17 protein-coding genes are annotated in these 16,167 nt (G+C 53.8%); 1 reads left to right on the plus strand and 16 read right to left on the minus strand.

What is annotated here, in order from left to right:
- Positions 1-13 precede the first annotated feature (13 nt).
- The 8 genes from dinG to bshB1 form a co-directional block, all read right to left on the minus strand.
- A complete protein-coding gene (gene dinG, locus KNP92_RS07660; RefSeq protein WP_214839170.1) occupies positions 14-2,824 on the minus strand; it encodes an ATP-dependent DNA helicase DinG in 2,811 nt (936 codons plus the stop codon).
- Between the two features lie 107 nt (positions 2,825-2,931).
- Positions 2,932-3,315, minus strand: a complete 384-nt coding sequence (gene panD, locus KNP92_RS07665; protein WP_214839172.1) for an aspartate 1-decarboxylase — start codon at positions 3,313-3,315, stop codon at positions 2,932-2,934.
- Between the two features lie 5 nt (positions 3,316-3,320).
- Positions 3,321-4,151 carry a pantoate--beta-alanine ligase gene (panC, locus tag KNP92_RS07670; RefSeq protein WP_214839174.1) on the minus strand — a complete coding sequence of 277 codons (831 nt, stop codon included), beginning with the start codon at positions 4,149-4,151 and terminating at the stop codon, positions 3,321-3,323.
- Positions 4,148-4,984 carry a 3-methyl-2-oxobutanoate hydroxymethyltransferase gene (panB, locus tag KNP92_RS07675; protein ID WP_214839176.1) on the minus strand — a complete coding sequence of 279 codons (837 nt, stop codon included), beginning with the start codon at positions 4,982-4,984 and terminating at the stop codon, positions 4,148-4,150. The genes panC and panB overlap by 4 nt, the downstream gene beginning before the upstream one ends.
- Positions 4,985-5,195: 211 nt before the next feature.
- The gene (locus KNP92_RS07680) at positions 5,196-6,158 is read right to left on the minus strand and encodes a biotin--[acetyl-CoA-carboxylase] ligase (protein ID WP_214839178.1); all 963 of its coding nucleotides are present in this window, start codon (positions 6,156-6,158) and stop codon (positions 5,196-5,198) included.
- Positions 6,131-7,270 (minus strand): CCA tRNA nucleotidyltransferase, encoded by a 1,140-nt coding sequence (locus KNP92_RS07685; RefSeq protein WP_214839180.1) that lies wholly within the window; start codon positions 7,268-7,270, stop codon positions 6,131-6,133. The genes KNP92_RS07680 and KNP92_RS07685 overlap by 28 nt, the downstream gene beginning before the upstream one ends.
- Positions 7,267-8,388 (minus strand): N-acetyl-alpha-D-glucosaminyl L-malate synthase BshA, encoded by a 1,122-nt coding sequence (gene bshA, locus KNP92_RS07690; RefSeq protein ID WP_214839183.1) that lies wholly within the window; start codon positions 8,386-8,388, stop codon positions 7,267-7,269. Before bshA ends, KNP92_RS07685 begins: the two co-directional genes overlap by 4 nt.
- Positions 8,385-9,068: a bacillithiol biosynthesis deacetylase BshB1 gene (gene bshB1 / locus KNP92_RS07695; RefSeq protein ID WP_214839185.1), complete on the minus strand. Its 684-nt coding sequence runs from the start codon at positions 9,066-9,068 to the stop codon at positions 8,385-8,387. Before bshB1 ends, bshA begins: the two co-directional genes overlap by 4 nt.
- Positions 9,069-9,181: 113 nt before the next feature.
- Here bshB1 and KNP92_RS07700 point away from each other — a divergent pair, with 113 nt between their 5' ends.
- Positions 9,182-10,057, plus strand: a complete 876-nt coding sequence (locus tag KNP92_RS07700; RefSeq protein WP_214839187.1) for a YitT family protein — start codon at positions 9,182-9,184, stop codon at positions 10,055-10,057.
- 121 nt (positions 10,058-10,178) lie between these two features.
- On the opposite strand, the gene KNP92_RS07705 is transcribed toward KNP92_RS07700, so the two are convergent.
- The 8 genes from KNP92_RS07705 to KNP92_RS07740 form a co-directional block, all read right to left on the minus strand.
- Entirely contained in the window at positions 10,179-10,862 is a 684-nt protein-coding gene (locus KNP92_RS07705; RefSeq protein ID WP_214839189.1) for a zinc metallopeptidase, read from the minus strand.
- A 38-nt stretch (positions 10,863-10,900) separates the two neighbouring features.
- The gene (locus tag KNP92_RS07710) at positions 10,901-11,518 is read right to left on the minus strand and encodes a DUF1405 domain-containing protein (protein ID WP_214839192.1); all 618 of its coding nucleotides are present in this window, start codon (positions 11,516-11,518) and stop codon (positions 10,901-10,903) included.
- Between the two features lie 87 nt (positions 11,519-11,605).
- Positions 11,606-12,400: a menaquinol-cytochrome c reductase cytochrome b/c subunit gene (locus tag KNP92_RS07715; RefSeq protein ID WP_214839194.1), complete on the minus strand. Its 795-nt coding sequence runs from the start codon at positions 12,398-12,400 to the stop codon at positions 11,606-11,608.
- Positions 12,401-12,433: 33 nt separating this feature from the next.
- Positions 12,434-13,105, minus strand: coding sequence for a menaquinol-cytochrome c reductase cytochrome b subunit (qcrB, locus tag KNP92_RS07720; RefSeq protein ID WP_021067209.1), 672 nt, complete (start codon positions 13,103-13,105; stop codon positions 12,434-12,436).
- 15 nt (positions 13,106-13,120) lie between these two features.
- Positions 13,121-13,624 carry a QcrA and Rieske domain-containing protein gene (locus KNP92_RS07725; RefSeq protein WP_214839196.1) on the minus strand — a complete coding sequence of 168 codons (504 nt, stop codon included), beginning with the start codon at positions 13,622-13,624 and terminating at the stop codon, positions 13,121-13,123.
- Positions 13,625-13,734: 110 nt separating this feature from the next.
- On the minus strand, positions 13,735-14,175 hold the full coding sequence (locus tag KNP92_RS07730; RefSeq protein ID WP_214839198.1) for a DUF2487 family protein: 441 nt from the start codon (positions 14,173-14,175) through the stop codon (positions 13,735-13,737).
- A gap of 161 nt (positions 14,176-14,336) precedes the next feature.
- Positions 14,337-14,870, minus strand: coding sequence for a ReoY family proteolytic degradation factor (locus KNP92_RS07735; RefSeq protein WP_034808558.1), 534 nt, complete (start codon positions 14,868-14,870; stop codon positions 14,337-14,339).
- A gap of 25 nt (positions 14,871-14,895) precedes the next feature.
- Entirely contained in the window at positions 14,896-16,167 is a 1,272-nt protein-coding gene (locus tag KNP92_RS07740) for a tetratricopeptide repeat protein (RefSeq protein ID WP_214839200.1), read from the minus strand.

Here is a 16,167-nt window from a genome sequence, read left to right on the forward strand (position 1 = left end):
TTCATGCCTAGCGTTATCTGTCATTTCCTAGACTGGTGTTTGCTTTGTCGTCCAAAAAAAGTTCAAGTTCGGCGAGCGCCGTCTCAATCGGACCCTCAATGCGGTCGACGGCAGGCAGACTGTTCAAGAACTGTTTACCGTAACGTGTCGTCTCGACACGTCGATCGAAGACAAAGATCGCACCGTAATCATCTTTTGAACGAATCAGGCGGCCGACGCCTTGTTTGAAGCGAATGACGGCTTGCGGTAGAGACAGTTCAAAAAATGAGGACTTTCCGGTCGCCTCAATCTTCTCGGCCCGGGCTTGCATGACCGGTTGGTCCGGCGGTGCGAACGGGAGTCGGACAATGATGAGACACGTGAGCGCTTCACCTGGAATATCAACGCCCTCCCAAAAGCTCGCTGTTCCAAATAAAATCGATTGGTCGATGCGCTTGAACTGTTTCGTCAAGCGACTTCTTGACCCGCCACTGACACCTTGGGCGAGGAGCGTGTATGCTTCGTCGAGTTGGTCTTTCACCGCCTCATGTGTCAGACGCAACAGCTCGTTAGAGGTGAATAAGACGAGCATGCGCCCTTTCGTGACGTTGGCGATTTTCGCGATGGCGTCCGCCGTCTGTTCGACGAACTGCGGGAGCGGGACCTCATTGATGAGCGGGAGGTCGGACGGGACGAACAGTTTCGCCTGTCGTTTGAAGTCAAACGGTGAAGGCAAGACGATTCGCCGTACGTCTTCGCCGTCTAATCCGAGTCGACGCTCGATAAAACCGAATCGACCCGAGACGGTCATCGTCGCCGACGTCAAAATCGTCGGACGTTTGTTGAACAGGCGCTCATGGAGCAGCGGTCCAATCTCGACCGGTTGCGTGTAAACCGAAGTCAGTTTTCGGTTCGCTAGGTTCAGCTCGACCCAACTGACTGAATCATCATCCCGGGCGAGCATCGTCTCGAACACGACGCTCTCAAGTTCGCGCACATCCCCGATGAATGCCTTAAAATCGGCGATGACGGCCCGTTGCTTGAACGTCATATGTTCTTTGTGTTCGTCGAGGAGACGGTGCATTTGCCGCAACGACATCCGTAGCGTCCGCAGTTTTGATTCAAGTCGTTTCGCGACCTCGCGAATCGGCTGGAACACGATTCCTTCCCGTTCGAAGCGTACCGTTTGGCGCTGCTCTTTCTTCTTGCCAAGTGAATGGAGCGCCGTCAATAAATCATCGAGTTCTGCCTCGACGCCCGCGAGTGCGACGTCCGTGTCGCGGCTGAACGCCTCCGTCTCTTCAGACACCGACGTCAAATCGGCGAGTTGCAACAGGCGGGAATGGAACTTCGCGTCCGCCCCGTATCCGAACCATTTGAAGACGCGGTCGAATTGAAGCGCATCGAACGTCACCCCAAAGTGGTGCGATGCGACTTCTTCTACTTGATGCGCCTCATCGAGGACGAGCGGCGTATCGGTCGGTAAAATTCCAGCCTGGTGTTGCAAGTCAGAAAATAAGAGCGCATGGTTTGTCACGATGATGTCCGCTTCTTTCGAACGCAAGACGGCACGCGTGAAGAAGTCACGGCTATACCATGGATCGAAGCGGCCAAATTCCGAGGCAGCGTCCGCTTGAATGAGGCGCTTAAAGGAGGCGGGCCCTTGCGTGGCCGCTCCAGGAAGAGACAACTCTTCCAAATCCCCTGTTTCCGTTTCCGTCAACCAAACAAGCACCATCGCCTTGCACATGCCCGTGAGAAGTCCATCCGTCTTCTCTTCAAGGATTGCCTCGAATTTCCGTAAATCGATGTAATTGCGGCGACCTTTCAACAGCGTGAACGCCACTTCTGGGAAAATCGCCTGTAAAATCGGCAAGTCCCGCGTGAGTAGTTGTTCTTGCAATTGAATCGTATGTGTACTGACGACGACGGGACGTTTCGTCTCGAGCGCGTGGTGCGCGCTCGGAATCAAATAGGCGAGCGTTTTACCTGTACCGGTTCCTGCCTCGACCAACAGCGTCGCCTCGTCGTCAAGTGCTTTATAAACGTGGCGCATCATCTCGAACTGGCTTTGTCGCGGCTCGAACTGATGGAACAACGCCGGAAGCGTCTCTTCAATCGTTCGATGTAAAAACGGCTCGAACGGTTCACGCTCGACGGCTTCGACGTGCGAATCGATCAGACGGCGAAGCGCGATTTTCCGATGAATGTCATAATTCGTCTCATCCTCCGGTCGGATGCCGACCTCGACAATCAGATCGTCTAATAGCGGTTCGACGTTGCTCGTCCACGATTCCGACAGGCGACGGAGTTGTTTGAGTGTCACGACCGGCAATGCACGGAGCCGCTCCACTTGGCGAATGAATAGCTCCGCCGTCGCCTCGGCGTCACTGAGTGCACGGTGCGCATCTGTGTGGACAAGATCGAACGTCTCGGCGAGCGCCTCGAGGGCGTGGCTCTCTAACGTCGGGTACAGGATGCGAGCCAGCTCGACCGTGTCGATGGCGCGTCCTTCAAAGCGCATATACCCGGCTTGTTCCATGCATTCATTCAAAAAATTCAAATCAAAGGTCACGTTGTGGGCGACAAAAATACGACCGTCCAAACGCTTCCATATTTCAGGGATCACTTCTTCAAATGTCGGGGCATCCGCCACATCATCATCGGTGATCGTCGTCAACTGCGTGATAAAGGGTGGGATTGGACGACTCGGTCGAATCAAGGTACTGTAGCGCTCAATCACTTCACTCCCTTGTACGACTACCGCCGCGAACTCAATCAGTTCGTCGCCCGATTTGACGGAATGACCGGTCGTCTCTAAATCCACTATCACATAAGTGTCCATAACATCCATCCCATCTTCGGCACGCGCGTGCTTGCTATCTGTCTCATCTTACCATAGAACGAAAGACGAAAAAACGGGGACGCCTCTACTAGACACCCCCGTTTGCCTCACAATACTGTATGTGCAATCTCTTCATAGAGTAGCTGGTCAACCTCGTTGCGCTCATTCAAGACGGCTACTTTTGGACGATGCGTTTTCGCTTCTTCCGCTGTCATTTGACCGTACGCCATGATGATGACGACGTCACCGACTTGGAAATGGCGGGCAGCGGCACCGTTCAAACAAATGACACCCGAGCCCCGTTCACCTTTGATGACGTACGTCTCGATGCGGGCGCCATTATGGTTGTTCGTGATGTGGACGTGTTCATTTTCCATGATGCCGACCGCATCCATCAAATCCTCATCGATAGTGATGGAGCCGACGTAATGCAAGTTCGCCTCCGTAACGGTCGCTTTGTGCAATTTCGCGTGCATAAATGTTCGAATCATTCGATTCATCCTCTCTTCCAAATCACGTTATCAATCAGGCGGGCCCGTTCGAACTGCACCGCCACAGCAATCAATAGTTCGGCCGATGCCGAGGTCGCCTCGGTCAACGTCGGATAGTCTTTCACTTCGACGTAGTCGATCGCGCTGTTCGGAATCGTGCGCAATCGGTCTTCAAGGCGTGCTTTCACTAGTTGAATCGTCTGCCCGTTTGCAAGCGCCTCGCGCGCGTCGGTCAAGGCGCGGTTGATTTCGCTCGCATCTGACTTCTCGGCGTCTGAGAGATAGACGTTACGAGACGATTTCGCTAGGCCGGACGGTTCACGAATAATTGGACAGCGTCGAATCTCGACCGGGACGAAATAGTCCCGGACGTAACCTTCAATCAAGGCGACTTGTTGCGCATCTTTCAATCCGAAATAAGCGCGCGTTGGACGGACGAGATTAAACAGTTTCGACACAACGGTCAAGACGCCATCGAAATGACCGGGACGACTCGCGCCGCATAACACATCCGCACCCGTCCGTACCGTCACACGTGCCATGTCGAGCGGATACATCGTCTCCGTGTTCGGGTAGAACAAGACGTCGACACCCGCCTCACGGGCAAGCGCTTCGTCCCGCTTAAAGTCACGCGGGTAACGGTCAAGGTCTTCGTTTGGTCCGAACTGGGTCGGGTTGACGAAGATGCTCATGACGACGAAATCGTTCTCGGCTTTGGCCGCCTCGACGAGACTAAGGTGCCCTTCATGTAAATAACCCATCGTTGGGACAAAACCGATTGTACCGACATCTGTCAACAATGTTTGTAACGCGTTCGGGGTCGTGACAATCTTCATGCTTTGCCCCCATAGAGCGAATCAAGGAGCGTCTCATCCATCGTGAACGTATGGCGCTCGAGCGGGAACGACCCGTCCTTCGTTGACTCGACGTAATGACGGATTGCCGTCGTCGCCACTTCGTTTACATCCGCATACGCTTCGACGAACTTCGGCAGCCGGTCGACTCCGTATTTCAAGATGTCGTGATATACGAGCACTTGCCCGTCCACATCGGCACCGGCACCGATTCCGATGACCGGGATTGTAAGTGCTTCCGCAATCTTCTTCGCGAGCTGGTGCGGCACACATTCCAACACGAGCATCTTCGCACCGACGCGCTCAGCCTCGAGACTATCGGCAATCAATTGCTCGGCATCTTCGAGTGACTTACCCTGTACTTTATAGCCTTCGAGCACGCCGACGGATTGCGGCGTCAAGCCGAGATGGGCAACACACGGCATGCCGACTTTCGTCAGCCGTTCGATCGTCTCGAGTACTTCGCCCGCTCCTTCGAGTTTGACAGCGTCGGCTTGGCCGTCTTGGAACAAGGATGCGGCCGCTTGGAGCGTCCGGTCAAAATCCCCGTGATAAGTCGCAAACGGCATATCGACAACGACGAACGTGTCACGTGCCCCGCGGCGTACCGCCTTGGCGTGATGAATCATGTCTGCCGTCGTTACCGGAATCGTCGAGTCATAGCCGAGCACGACCATCCCGAGTGAATCCCCGACCAAGATGATGTCGACACCAGCGGCCTCGGCGAGTTTTGCCGACGGATAGTCGTAGGCGGTCAACATGACCAATTTCTCTTCTTGTTTCATCTTTTTGAGTAGTGATGTCATCGTGTGCATAAGTTCTCCTCCTAAATGGGAGACAGGAAAGTAAAAGCGCCTTCTTATCGACAAGAAGGCGCACGAAAGCAAACTCAATGATTGAGTGTCCTTCTGTCCCTGTCAAAATGATCAAGGCAGACAATAAAATGTGAGTGACGGTCTGCAGTCCGGTACACTTCGCGAGCGATAGCGTCCGGCACATTCATTATAGACCACGCACCGCTTTCATTCAATCATTCCAAACTGCGATTTCCGCTGAGTAAATCGGTTCGACTCCGGCTTCCGTCTCAAGTAGTAGCGCGCCTTCTGGTGAGATGCCACGCATGACGCCAGTCTTCGTCTTTCCAGCCGTCTTTAAAGAGATGGTCTCGTTGAGATAGGCGGCGTTTTGGAGCCAATGTTCCTGGATTGGACGAAATCCCGTCTCAAGAAACAGCTCGTACTCGGACTCGAGATCTTCTAACAAACGAGCGAGCAATTCGCTCCGACGATGGATGACGCCTGTCTCTCGCTTCAGTGACGTTGCCCGATGAAGCAGTTCCTCTGGAATCGTGTCACCGTTGACGTTGAAGCCGAAGCCGAGGATGACGGCTTGAATCCGGTCGCCCTCCGTCTGCATTTCGGTCAGGATGCCTCCGATTTTTTTCCCGTTCAACAGCAGGTCGTTGGGCCACTTGATCGTCGCGTCGATGCCTTCCCGTTGGAGTGAACGCGCGAACGCGCTCGCTGCCATGAGGGTCAACTTCGACGCGTCACGAATCGGTAATTCCGGGCGCAAGATGATACTCGCTGCGATGTTGACTCGGCTCGGATTGTACCAGTTGCGACCGAGTTGCCCCCGGCCGGCCGTCTGTTCTTCACTGATGACAATCGTTCCTTCCATCGCTCCGCGTTGAGCAAGTTCATGTGCGATCCGTTGCGTCGTGTCGACTTGGTCGTAGGCATGAACGTGTTGCCCGAAGCGTCCCCGTCGAACGGACACGAACGCCGTCTCGTCAAAACGGTCATTTTGTTCAAGTAATTGATACCCTTTTCGTGGAATCGTCTCGATGGCGTAACCGTCTTGTTTTAACGTTTCGATATGCTTCCAAATAGTGGTACGTGAAATATTTAATTGCCGGGCCAATTCTTGCCCGCTCCAGACCGCCCCGTCTTGTAAGAGGCTTAAGACTCTACCTCGTGTCGAAGCCATGCACACGCCTCCTTCCGTAATTTCGTCGCTTCGTTCGGCAGCTCCCCATGAAGCACCGCCCGCTCCAAGTAGGCCAGTAAGTGTTTGATCGTCGCCCCGCTCGCTCCGATGTCGAGGGCGTCACGCCCATTAAAGCGAAGTTCGCTCCGGTGCTGAATCGGAAGTTGTCGTTTCAAATCGCTCGCTTGCTCGGTCCGTCCTACCATCTGTAAGTATGTGTCGAGCGTCGCGACAGGCGTGTCGTAGACGGCAAACGTGTCGAGACCGGTCCTAAGCAGATTGGCCAAACGAGCCGCCTCCCGTTTCGTCGCGTTCGAGCGTTTCCAGGCGATGAGCCAGTTCGCGTCACCGACATGGTGAAGGAAGAGCGCCCAGCCGCCGAGCGCGTTGACCGGTTTCCGGTCGTCGTCGATGACCTGTTGCAGTAAGCCGCGGTCGACGTCCGGCAAGTAATCGTGGATTCCAGTACTCAGGAGTGACTGGAGCGCACGTCTATAGGCCGGACCCGCCATCAGCTTCTCGAACTCGATGGCGATGCGCTCCATGGCGATGTGGCGAAGTTTATGACCGAGCGCCTCGGCGGCTCGAACGAGCTCCTCGTCAAGTGTGAAGTCGAGCTGGGCCATGAACCGGAACGCCCGCATGATGCGGAGCGCGTCCTCGTCGAACCGCTCGTACGGACTCCCGACGGTGCGGATGATTTTCGCCTCGAGGTCGAGCCGCCCGCCGAACAAGTCGACGACGTTGCCGTCGTGAAACGCCATCGCGTTCATCGTGAAATCGCGTCGAAGTAAATCTTCTTCGAGTGAGACACCAAGGGCGACGTGGTCAGGTCGGCGTGAGTCTGAATACGTGCCTTCTGAACGGAACGTCGTCACTTCAAACGGGTGATGGTCTAAGATGACCGTCACCGTACCGTGGTCAATCCCGGTCGGTACCGCCTTCGGGAACAAGGCGAGTACCTCGTCCGGAAAGAGCGACGTCGCGATGTCGATGTCGTCTGGCAAGTGCCCGAGCATATAGTCTCGGACGGCACCGCCGACGATATACGCCTCCCCGCCACGACGGTTAATCGTCTCGATAATTTGTTTTGCGTACTCCCACTCTGTCATGCGCGCACCACCCGTTCATAAAGGGACTCGTAAGCCGAGACGATGTCCGTTGATGCGAACTGCCGGGCCCGCTTCAACCCGTTCTCGCGTAGCTTCGTCTGTAACGTTTTGTCGAGTAAGATGTGCTCGAGCGCTTTTGTCGCCGCTTCGACGTCACCGCGAGCGACGACGAAGCCTTCTTCCCCGTCTGTGATCACTTCCGGCAAGCCGCCGGCATCCGAGACGACCGATGGAATCCCTGTCGCCATCGCTTCGAGCGCGACGAGTCCGAACGCTTCTTTGTCTGAGAGCAGGACGTGCACGTCACTGATTGACAACAGTTCCGCGACTTGTTCTTGTTTTCCGGCGAAGATGACGTCTTGCTCAAGCGCCAACTCACTCACTTGGCGCCGCATCGCACCCATGAGCGGTCCGTCCCCGACGAGGAGCAGTTTTTTGTTCGGCACGTTCATTCGTTCGAACGCTTCGAGGACGAGATCGATTCGTTTCACTTGGCGGAAATTCGAGACGTGGATGACGACGCGATCCGACTCCTTCAAGCCGTAGCGCTCCCGAAGCGACAAATCGTCGAGCGGACGGTACACCGATTCGTCGATGAAGTTGTGGATGACATCGATCGACAAATCGCTTCCGATTCGGTCGAGCGTCTCTTGTCGCAAGCTCGCCGATACGGCCGTGATGGCGTCCGATTGCCGGAGTCCATACAAGATGGCTGGCTTTAGCTCCTCATCTTCCCCGAGCACGGTAATATCGGTCCCGTGTAACGTCGAGACGATCGGGATGTTCGTGCCGGCCATCTCGCGACCGAGCGCGGCACAGACGGCATGTGGCACGGCGTAATGGGCATGGATGACGTCGAGGCCGAACGCCTGGATGACGCTTGCGATTTTCGATGCGAGCGTGATGTCGTACGGCGGATAACGGAACACCGAGTACTGATTGATTTCGACCTGATGGAACGTGATGTTCGGATGATACGCATTCAAGCGGAACGGAATGCTCGATGTAATAAAGTGAACGTCATGCCCACGGTCCGCAAGCTTCATGCCGAGCTCGGTCGCAAGAATGCCCGACCCGCCGACCGATGGATAACAGAGAACACCAATCCGGAGCTTCATGCGAGTCCACCCGCCTTCATGACGGCGTAAGGCTTGACGGTCATCAGGCCTTCGGCGTACGTCGTCCCGATCAAACTGCCGAAGTGACGCTCCCGAGCCCGCACGCGCTCGATGTACGCGTCCGTCAGCGGCGTGCTGACGCCGTCGACGGGCATGAACTGGCTCTCATACGCAGACAAGGCCCGCAGCTTCGTCTCCATCGTCTTACTGATGTCGATGCAGACGTCAGGCGTCTCGAGCGCATTAATCATATATTGATAGACGCTGTCCGGTCGATACGCCGGTACGTCCGGTAAGTATTTACGAATCCCGGCGTTAAAGAGCGCCTCCTCGACGAGCCGGGCACAGGCCCGATGATCAGGATGGCGGTCGACGCCGTACGGATAGAATATATGCGTCGGACGCTCGGTCCGAATCAAGCGGACGAGCGTCTCGATTTGTGTCTCGTCTCCCGTCAACCCACGGTCTGGGAAGCCGAGGTTTAGCCGGCGAACCCCGAGCACGTCGTCGGCACGTCCCGCCTCAACGGCACGTGTGTCGACGTCTCCGTTCGAAGACAACTCGGCACGGGTCAAGTCGACGTAGACGACCTCGATGCCCTCGTGTGTCCATTGGGCCGTCATCCCGGCGATGCCAATTTCGATATCGTCCGGATGGGCTCCAATTGCTACTATTTTCATAATCAATCACCTCTTCTGTGAAAAGTATATCGGACTGACTCAGGAATGTCATATGTAGAGGGTAGTCAATCGAGAGGTTTTTCGAGTACGCTACTAGATGGGAGGTGAACGAAATGACGGTCCAGTTACCGATTCGTTTTCGCAATATTATCTTTATCTTGATTGGTTCATTTATTTTTGCGTTCGGGGTATATCACTTTAACGTGCAAAACAACTTGGCCGAAGGTGGCTTTACGGGAATCACGTTGATTCTTCGTGGTTTGTTCGACTGGTCGCCTTCGATTACGAACTTGGCGCTCAACATTCCGCTCTTTTTCGTCAGTTATAAGCTTCTCGGGCGAACGACGTTCATCTATACGCTCATTGGGACGTTCAGTTTCTCGCTCTGGTACGCGCTCATCGCCAAATACTCGAACCTCGTCATCGATTTGACGGATGACATGGTGCTTGCGAGCCTGTTCGCCGGTCTCTTTATCGGGGTCGGTCTCGGCATCATCTTCAACAACGGCGGGACGACCGGGGGTGTCGACATTATCGCCCGGCTCGTCCAGCGGTATGTCGGATGGTCGATCGGGAAGACGTTCCTCGTCTTCGACTTCTTCGTCATCGTTCTCAGTTTGACGTATCTCGACATCCGTGAGGCGATGTATACGCTTCTTGCCGTGTATGTCGGGGCCCGCGTCATCGATTCAATGCAAGAAGGGACGTATGCCGGTAAGGCCGCGATGATTATTAGTGACCACCGGACGGCCATCGCCGACGGCATTCATGCGACGATGAATCGCGGGACGACGCGTCTCATCGCCAAAGGCGGTTACTCAAACAAAGAGCTCGAAGTGCTCTACGTCGTCGTCGGGCGAAATGAAGTCAACCGTTTAAAGACGATCGTCAAACAGATCGACCCACACGCTTTCGTCACGTTCCATCACGTGTATGAGGTCGGTGGGGAAGGATTCACGTTCGATGAGAATCGTGTTCCACTGAAATAAGTCACGACAAAACAACGCCCTGTTCGGATGAACGGGGCGTTGTTTGTCCATGTTTACTTATCGTTCTCTCGCTTCCATCATCGAACGAAAAAGTCCCGTCACGTGGACGGGACCGTTGTTTCTATTCGTTTCGTGGCATGAAGACGATGAGCGCCAAACGGATCAGTTCCGCTACCGCGACGAGCGTCGCCGCGACATATGTCCAAGCTGCGGCGTTGAGCACTTTACGCGCCCCTGACTCTTCGTTCGCCGTCACGATGCCGTGACTCGTCAATTCGGCCATCGCCCGTTTCGAGGCGTCAAACTCGACCGGGAGGGTCACCAGTTGGAACACGACCGCACCGAGCATCATGATGACACCGAGCTGAGCGAGTCCTAAGGCACCTAATAGGAAACCGCCGATGAGGAGTGGGAACGACAAGTTCGACGTGATGTTGACGACCGGCACGAGACGATGGCGGACATGCATCATCTTATAATCGGTCGCATCTTGAATGACGTGGCCAATCTCATGCGCCGCAATCGCTGCCGACGAGATCGTCGAGCCCTGATACACTTCACGTGACAAGCGGACGACTTTATTGACCGGGTCATAATGGTCACTCATCAACCCGTCTACCATTTCAATCCGAACATTGTGCACACCGTTTTGTTTCATGATGAAGTCTGCAACTTGTGCGCCGGTGACACCGCTTTGAAGGCGTTGCTGAAGAAATTTCTTATACGTGTTTTTCACTCGCATCTGCGCCCATAACGGAATGAGCATAATCAGTGCGAGATAGAAAATGTAACCACCTAATGACATGTTCGATCTCACCTCTGTGTGTATTTGATAAGTCAATTTTACATTCTTATGACCTTATTATCAAGCGAACTGCGCAGCACAAGCACGTATCCCACAAAAAAACATATTCCCGTCAGCCAGAAAGAGCCGTAGCCGATCCACATGATTTGTTCGGCGAGAGCCGGATACCGCGGCCATTGCCCGAGCACGTAATCGACCACGTCATTGTGGACGACCCAGACGAGCGTCAACACGAACGATTGAATCGTCCACGTCATGAACGGGGCATATAAAAGAGCCTGGACGGCCATCGCGCCGTGCGACACCATGAGCATGACGGCCATCAGGACGGTGAACGTGTCGGCGTCGCTCCCGAGCGTCCGCAAAAATAAGACGTTCATGATGACGGCCCAGACGCCATACTTGACGAGGGTGATGAAGGCGAGCGTCTCGAGGAGCGGCGATTTCTTCCCGAAGAACCATAAGCCAAGCACGATTGTAAAAAAGAGCGAGGCGGTCGGGCTATCCGGCACGAACGGCCAGTAGATGAGCGGTGTCTCGCGCAGTTGCGGCTCGTACCAGACGTAGCCGTAAAGGGTGCCCAGTAAGTTGATGACGAACAAGACGCCGAGCACTGCTTTATGTTTTAAGAAAGGATACCAAACGTTATGTAACATGTTTAAACCGTCCTTTTTTAATTATTGTATCCCGAGAGACGGGGAAAAGTAAAAAAAGTGCGGCCCATAAGGACCGCACTCCATCGATTACTCGTTATTTTCGCCGCCTTCACCGTATGAAGCGATGAATTCAGACATGGCTTGGAGGTCTTCATCCGAACCGTCCCATTGGCCGGCTGGCATCGTTCCAATCCCGTTGACAGCGATGTCTGCGATTTCTTCAGCTGTGTAGGCTGTCCCGACAAGTGCCGGTGCGGCAGCGCCGCCTTCAAGGTTTTGACCGTGACAGTTCACACATGACTGGGCCGAATAAATCTCATAGCCCGGTGCAGCCGTGTCAATCTCCGGGCCTTCACCCGGTACGACGAGGATCCCTTGCTCATGAACTTGGTCCCAGTGTGTCGTTTGTACCGACTCCCACGTTAAGTAGACAATCGAGAGGATACCGAGCAACATGAAGCTGATCGCGACCGGGCGTCTAGCCGGTCGACGTTCGAGCCCTTGGTCAAGCCATGGAGCAATTAAAAGTGCGGTAAATGCCACACCTGGCATGATCACCGTACCGAGTAAAATCCAATCGCCTGCTGCGAATTGGTACTTCAGCAATTGATACAAGAACAAGAAATACCAGTCCGGAAGCGGAATGTATGACGTGTTCGTTGGATCGGCGATGTTTTGAAGCGGTGGTGCCTCGACGATCGTCAAGGCGATGAATCCGATCAAGAAGACCGAACCAACCATCCACTCTTTGAGCAAGAAGTTTGGCCAGAACGCTTCCGTGCGTCCTGGGTATTCTGAATAGTCTTTCGCAATGTTTTGTTTCCGATTCGAGATTCCTACCCGAGAGTCGGTTACAAATTTCATCCCTTTACCGCGATGCATATCGTTTCTCCCCCTTTATATCTTCGAATCGGCTTATAGCGGTCCTGAAATCCCTTGTTTACGAATCATCAAGAAGTGAGCTCCGAGGAGTCCGAACAAGGCCGCCGGTAAGAAGAAGACGTGAATGGCGAAGAAGTTCGTGAGCGTCCGGGCGCCGACAATCTCACCACCGGCGAGAAGCGTTTTGGCGATGCCACCGATGACCGGGACACTCTCAGCAATTTGAAGTGTAACTTTCGTCGCGAACAATGCTTTCATGTCCCATGGCAACAAGTAGCCTGTAAGACCGAGCGCCAAGACGACGAAGAAGAGCAAGACGCCGACGACCCAGTTGAGTTCGCGCGGCTTTTTATAAGAACCAGTAAAGAATACGCGGAGCGTATGCAAGAATAGCATGACAATCGCCACCGATGCGCCCCAGTGGTGCATCCCACGGACGATTTGACCGTGTGCGATTTCATTTTGTAAGTAATAAACGGACGCGTGCGCGTTGATGATGTCAGGTACGTAATACATCGTCAAGAACATCCCTGACAAGATTTGAATCACGATTGTAAAGAACGTCAAACCGCCGAAGCAATAGACAAATGCTGAAAAGTGATGGGCAGGGTTGACGTGTTCTGGTACTTCATGGTCAGCGATGTCGCGCCATAATGGCGTGATGTCGACGCGTTCATCGACCCAATCATAAATTTTTTGTAACATCGACTATTCCCCCTCTCACAACTGTGTGACCGGACTGCCCAAGTATAGGAAGCCGTCTTTTTCTTCTTTTTCATAACGGGCAAGCGGTGCAGTCGGAGGCGTACCTGGAATGTTCGTTCCGTCCTTCGTATAGCGTCCGAAGTGACACGGGCAGAAAAATTCTGTCGGACGCGTCGGATCACCACCGTATCCTACTTGACAGCCTAAGTGTGTACAAATCGGAGACAGGGCGATAATCTCTCCGCTCTCGTCTTTGAAGACCCACGCTGAAAGCGTCTCTTCAAACTCATACCACGCATCTTGCGTTTGTTTTTTAAAGTCGACACGTTGCGGCTCAGTCGTGATGTCATCGAGACTCATCACTCGAACTTTGTCACCCGCATCCGATCTTTTAAGTACCGGATCGATTGCAAAGTTGACCATCGGACTGATCAATGTTGCCGCCATAAAGCCACCTACTCCAGTCAGTGTGTACGTTAAGAACTGACGGCGCGTGACTTTTGACCCTTTTTGAGCCATTTCGTTCCCCCCTCATTCGTGTGCATAACCCCATAATTCTTTATGCATTCTTCACAAAAATTTCTCACTCAACAAAATAGTATATCAATAAAACCTCTACGTCAACCGCTTCATGTCGCCATCCAACGGGTAGAAAGCTCTGTGATGACTTGCGTCGCAAAATTTTGAACCATCGTGTGCGACTGCTCGCCTGACATCCCTTTCAACGCTAACGGCGGGACGAAAATGATCGGTAAATCAAACGCTTTGAAGCGGACGTCTGAAGAGATGAACAATACGTGAGAGAAGCCCGACACCGTCGCTTTCTCAAGGACGGTTTCCGCGAGCGTAGCACCGGCTTCTACCTCGACGTAACTAAGCGTCGGACAGAGCATCGTTCGTCCGGACAGCTGTCGTTCTGTCTCGAGCGCCACCGCTTGGATGACCTCGTTCCCTTCAGCTTTACGGACCATCTCCTCGTCAAACGCGAGTTCGACGAGTGGGATGACGAGCGTATCGACGTATTGTCGTTCCGTGAGCGACTTCCGCGCATCAATACTATCGAACCTCATCTTACCCCTCCTCTCTAGACATGATTCATCATGTCTATTGTATCGCACCTCCGTTCATTGCTTGTTCAAAGTTATGAACGAAATGTGAAATTATTGTGTATTCCTACGTCATTAATATACCAAAAAACAAGCGCCACCCATAACGGAAGCGCTTGTTTTTTCTAAAATAATTTTGAGGCTCGAACTTGATGGAGTTTACTCGTCAAATTGCGGAACAACTTTTCATCGCGACGGTCGAGCGCCTCGTCAATTTCGACGAGCAATCGTTCTTCCTCGAACTGGGCGACCGAGGCGCGGATGACGGTCTGCGCCGACGTCGTCACTTCATCTTTCACTTCGGCAACGGGTTCGAACGGATTTGGTTCGACGATATCAATCCAATTCTCGTCAATCATCATGCCTTGAAAATTGAGTTCGACATAAATCGCCCCGTCATGAAGGCGAATGTCGTGATACGCCTTTTCCGGATTGACCGTGACAAGGTCCCCACGACGGTATCGAAACGGTTCCCCGTCAAAGCCGTACGCTGTCATCACGAGGCTTCGCGGGGCGACGGACGCGTTCGTCACAAAATGGACGTTGCCGAGTTTCTCCGGATGCCTAAGCCAGTAATCGATAATCCATTTGGCCTCTCGCTTACGCAGCGTATGATGAGCGAGGAATCGCTTTAAAAAGTTCTTTTTCCGCTCCACCATGTGACCCCATCTCCTTTTTTATCGATTAATCGCGGTCCGCCAACGAGTCGAGCCGTTCTTCAAGCATTTGTCGGTCGTCCACGTCTGCAGTAAGCGCAAGCGTTTGCTCTAGCGTACGCTTCGCCTTATCGCGCTGTCCTTCTTCTACTAACAGTGTAGCCCATTCGGTCGCAAAAGACACGTCCTCTTTATAAACGTCTTCAATCGATTCATATAAAACGACGGCGTCTTCGTACGCCTCAAGTTCATAGGCGGCTTTTGCCTTGTACCACGTCATGAGCGGTGATGTCGAGTGGTCTTCGAGGGCGTCGATCGTCTCGATGACGGCATCCATGTCCCCAGCTTCAAACAAGACGGACAAGAGCAATTCAGTCGCCTCAAGCGATTCGGGGTTCAAGGCGAGCGCTTCACGCAGCTCGTTTACCGCTTCGTCGGTCGCACCTTGACGCAAGAACAGTTTTGCCTTCACTGTCCGCAACTCGTCGTTATAATCGTCTCGTTCAATCCCGTGGCTAATCATCTCGAGCGCCTCATCGATTCGCCCGAGCGCCTCGAGCGCTTCCGTATAGGGAAGATAGAGCGACGTGAAGTCCGGGTCCATCGTCCGCAACTCCTCGAACTGTTTGACCGCGACCTCGTCACGCCCGATGCGGTGGGCCGTCATCGCATGCCCGAACACCGTGTTCAAGTTTCGGTCTGTCGACTTCTCGTATTCCACGAGCGCCTCCTCGAACGACCCAATCATCGTGAGCGCCTCGGCATAATCGGCTTGATAGTCAATCTCTTCCGGCAACGAAAGGTGTGGCAGTCGCGCGTAGAGCGGGACGGCTTGTTCAAATGAACCAATCGACGCGTACAATTCAGCGAGCCCGTAAATAAGGAGCGGCTCATCCGGATTCGCTTCGAGCGCCTCAAGTAGTTTTTTGACAGCGACTTCGTCAAGTCCTTGTGATTGATACAAATCAGCTAATAACACGAGGCTCCGGACGTGCGCCTCGCGATCGTTCGCGTCGACTTTCTCAAGCACCGCGATCGCTTCTTCTTCCCGGTCGCTATCGAGGTACGCCTCGGCGAGCGACAGTGCGACGTGCGGATTCCCTTCATAATCGACGTAAAGCGCGGACAAGACGTTCACCGCCCGATCGGCAAGTCCGAGCTCGAGATAAAGGTCAGCGATGGCCAACCGGTCTTCATCCGACCCCTCTTTCTCGAGCGATTCCAGATGGTGCAGGGCGTGTTCCGTCTCCCCGGCTTCAAGCATCTCGATAATATGGTTCAATTCTGATTCATCTAACAT

Origin of the sequence: Exiguobacterium sp. s122, from assembly GCF_018618475.1 — a bacterium.
GTDB classification, from domain to species: Bacteria; Bacillota; Bacilli; order Exiguobacteriales; family Exiguobacteriaceae; genus Exiguobacterium; species Exiguobacterium himgiriensis.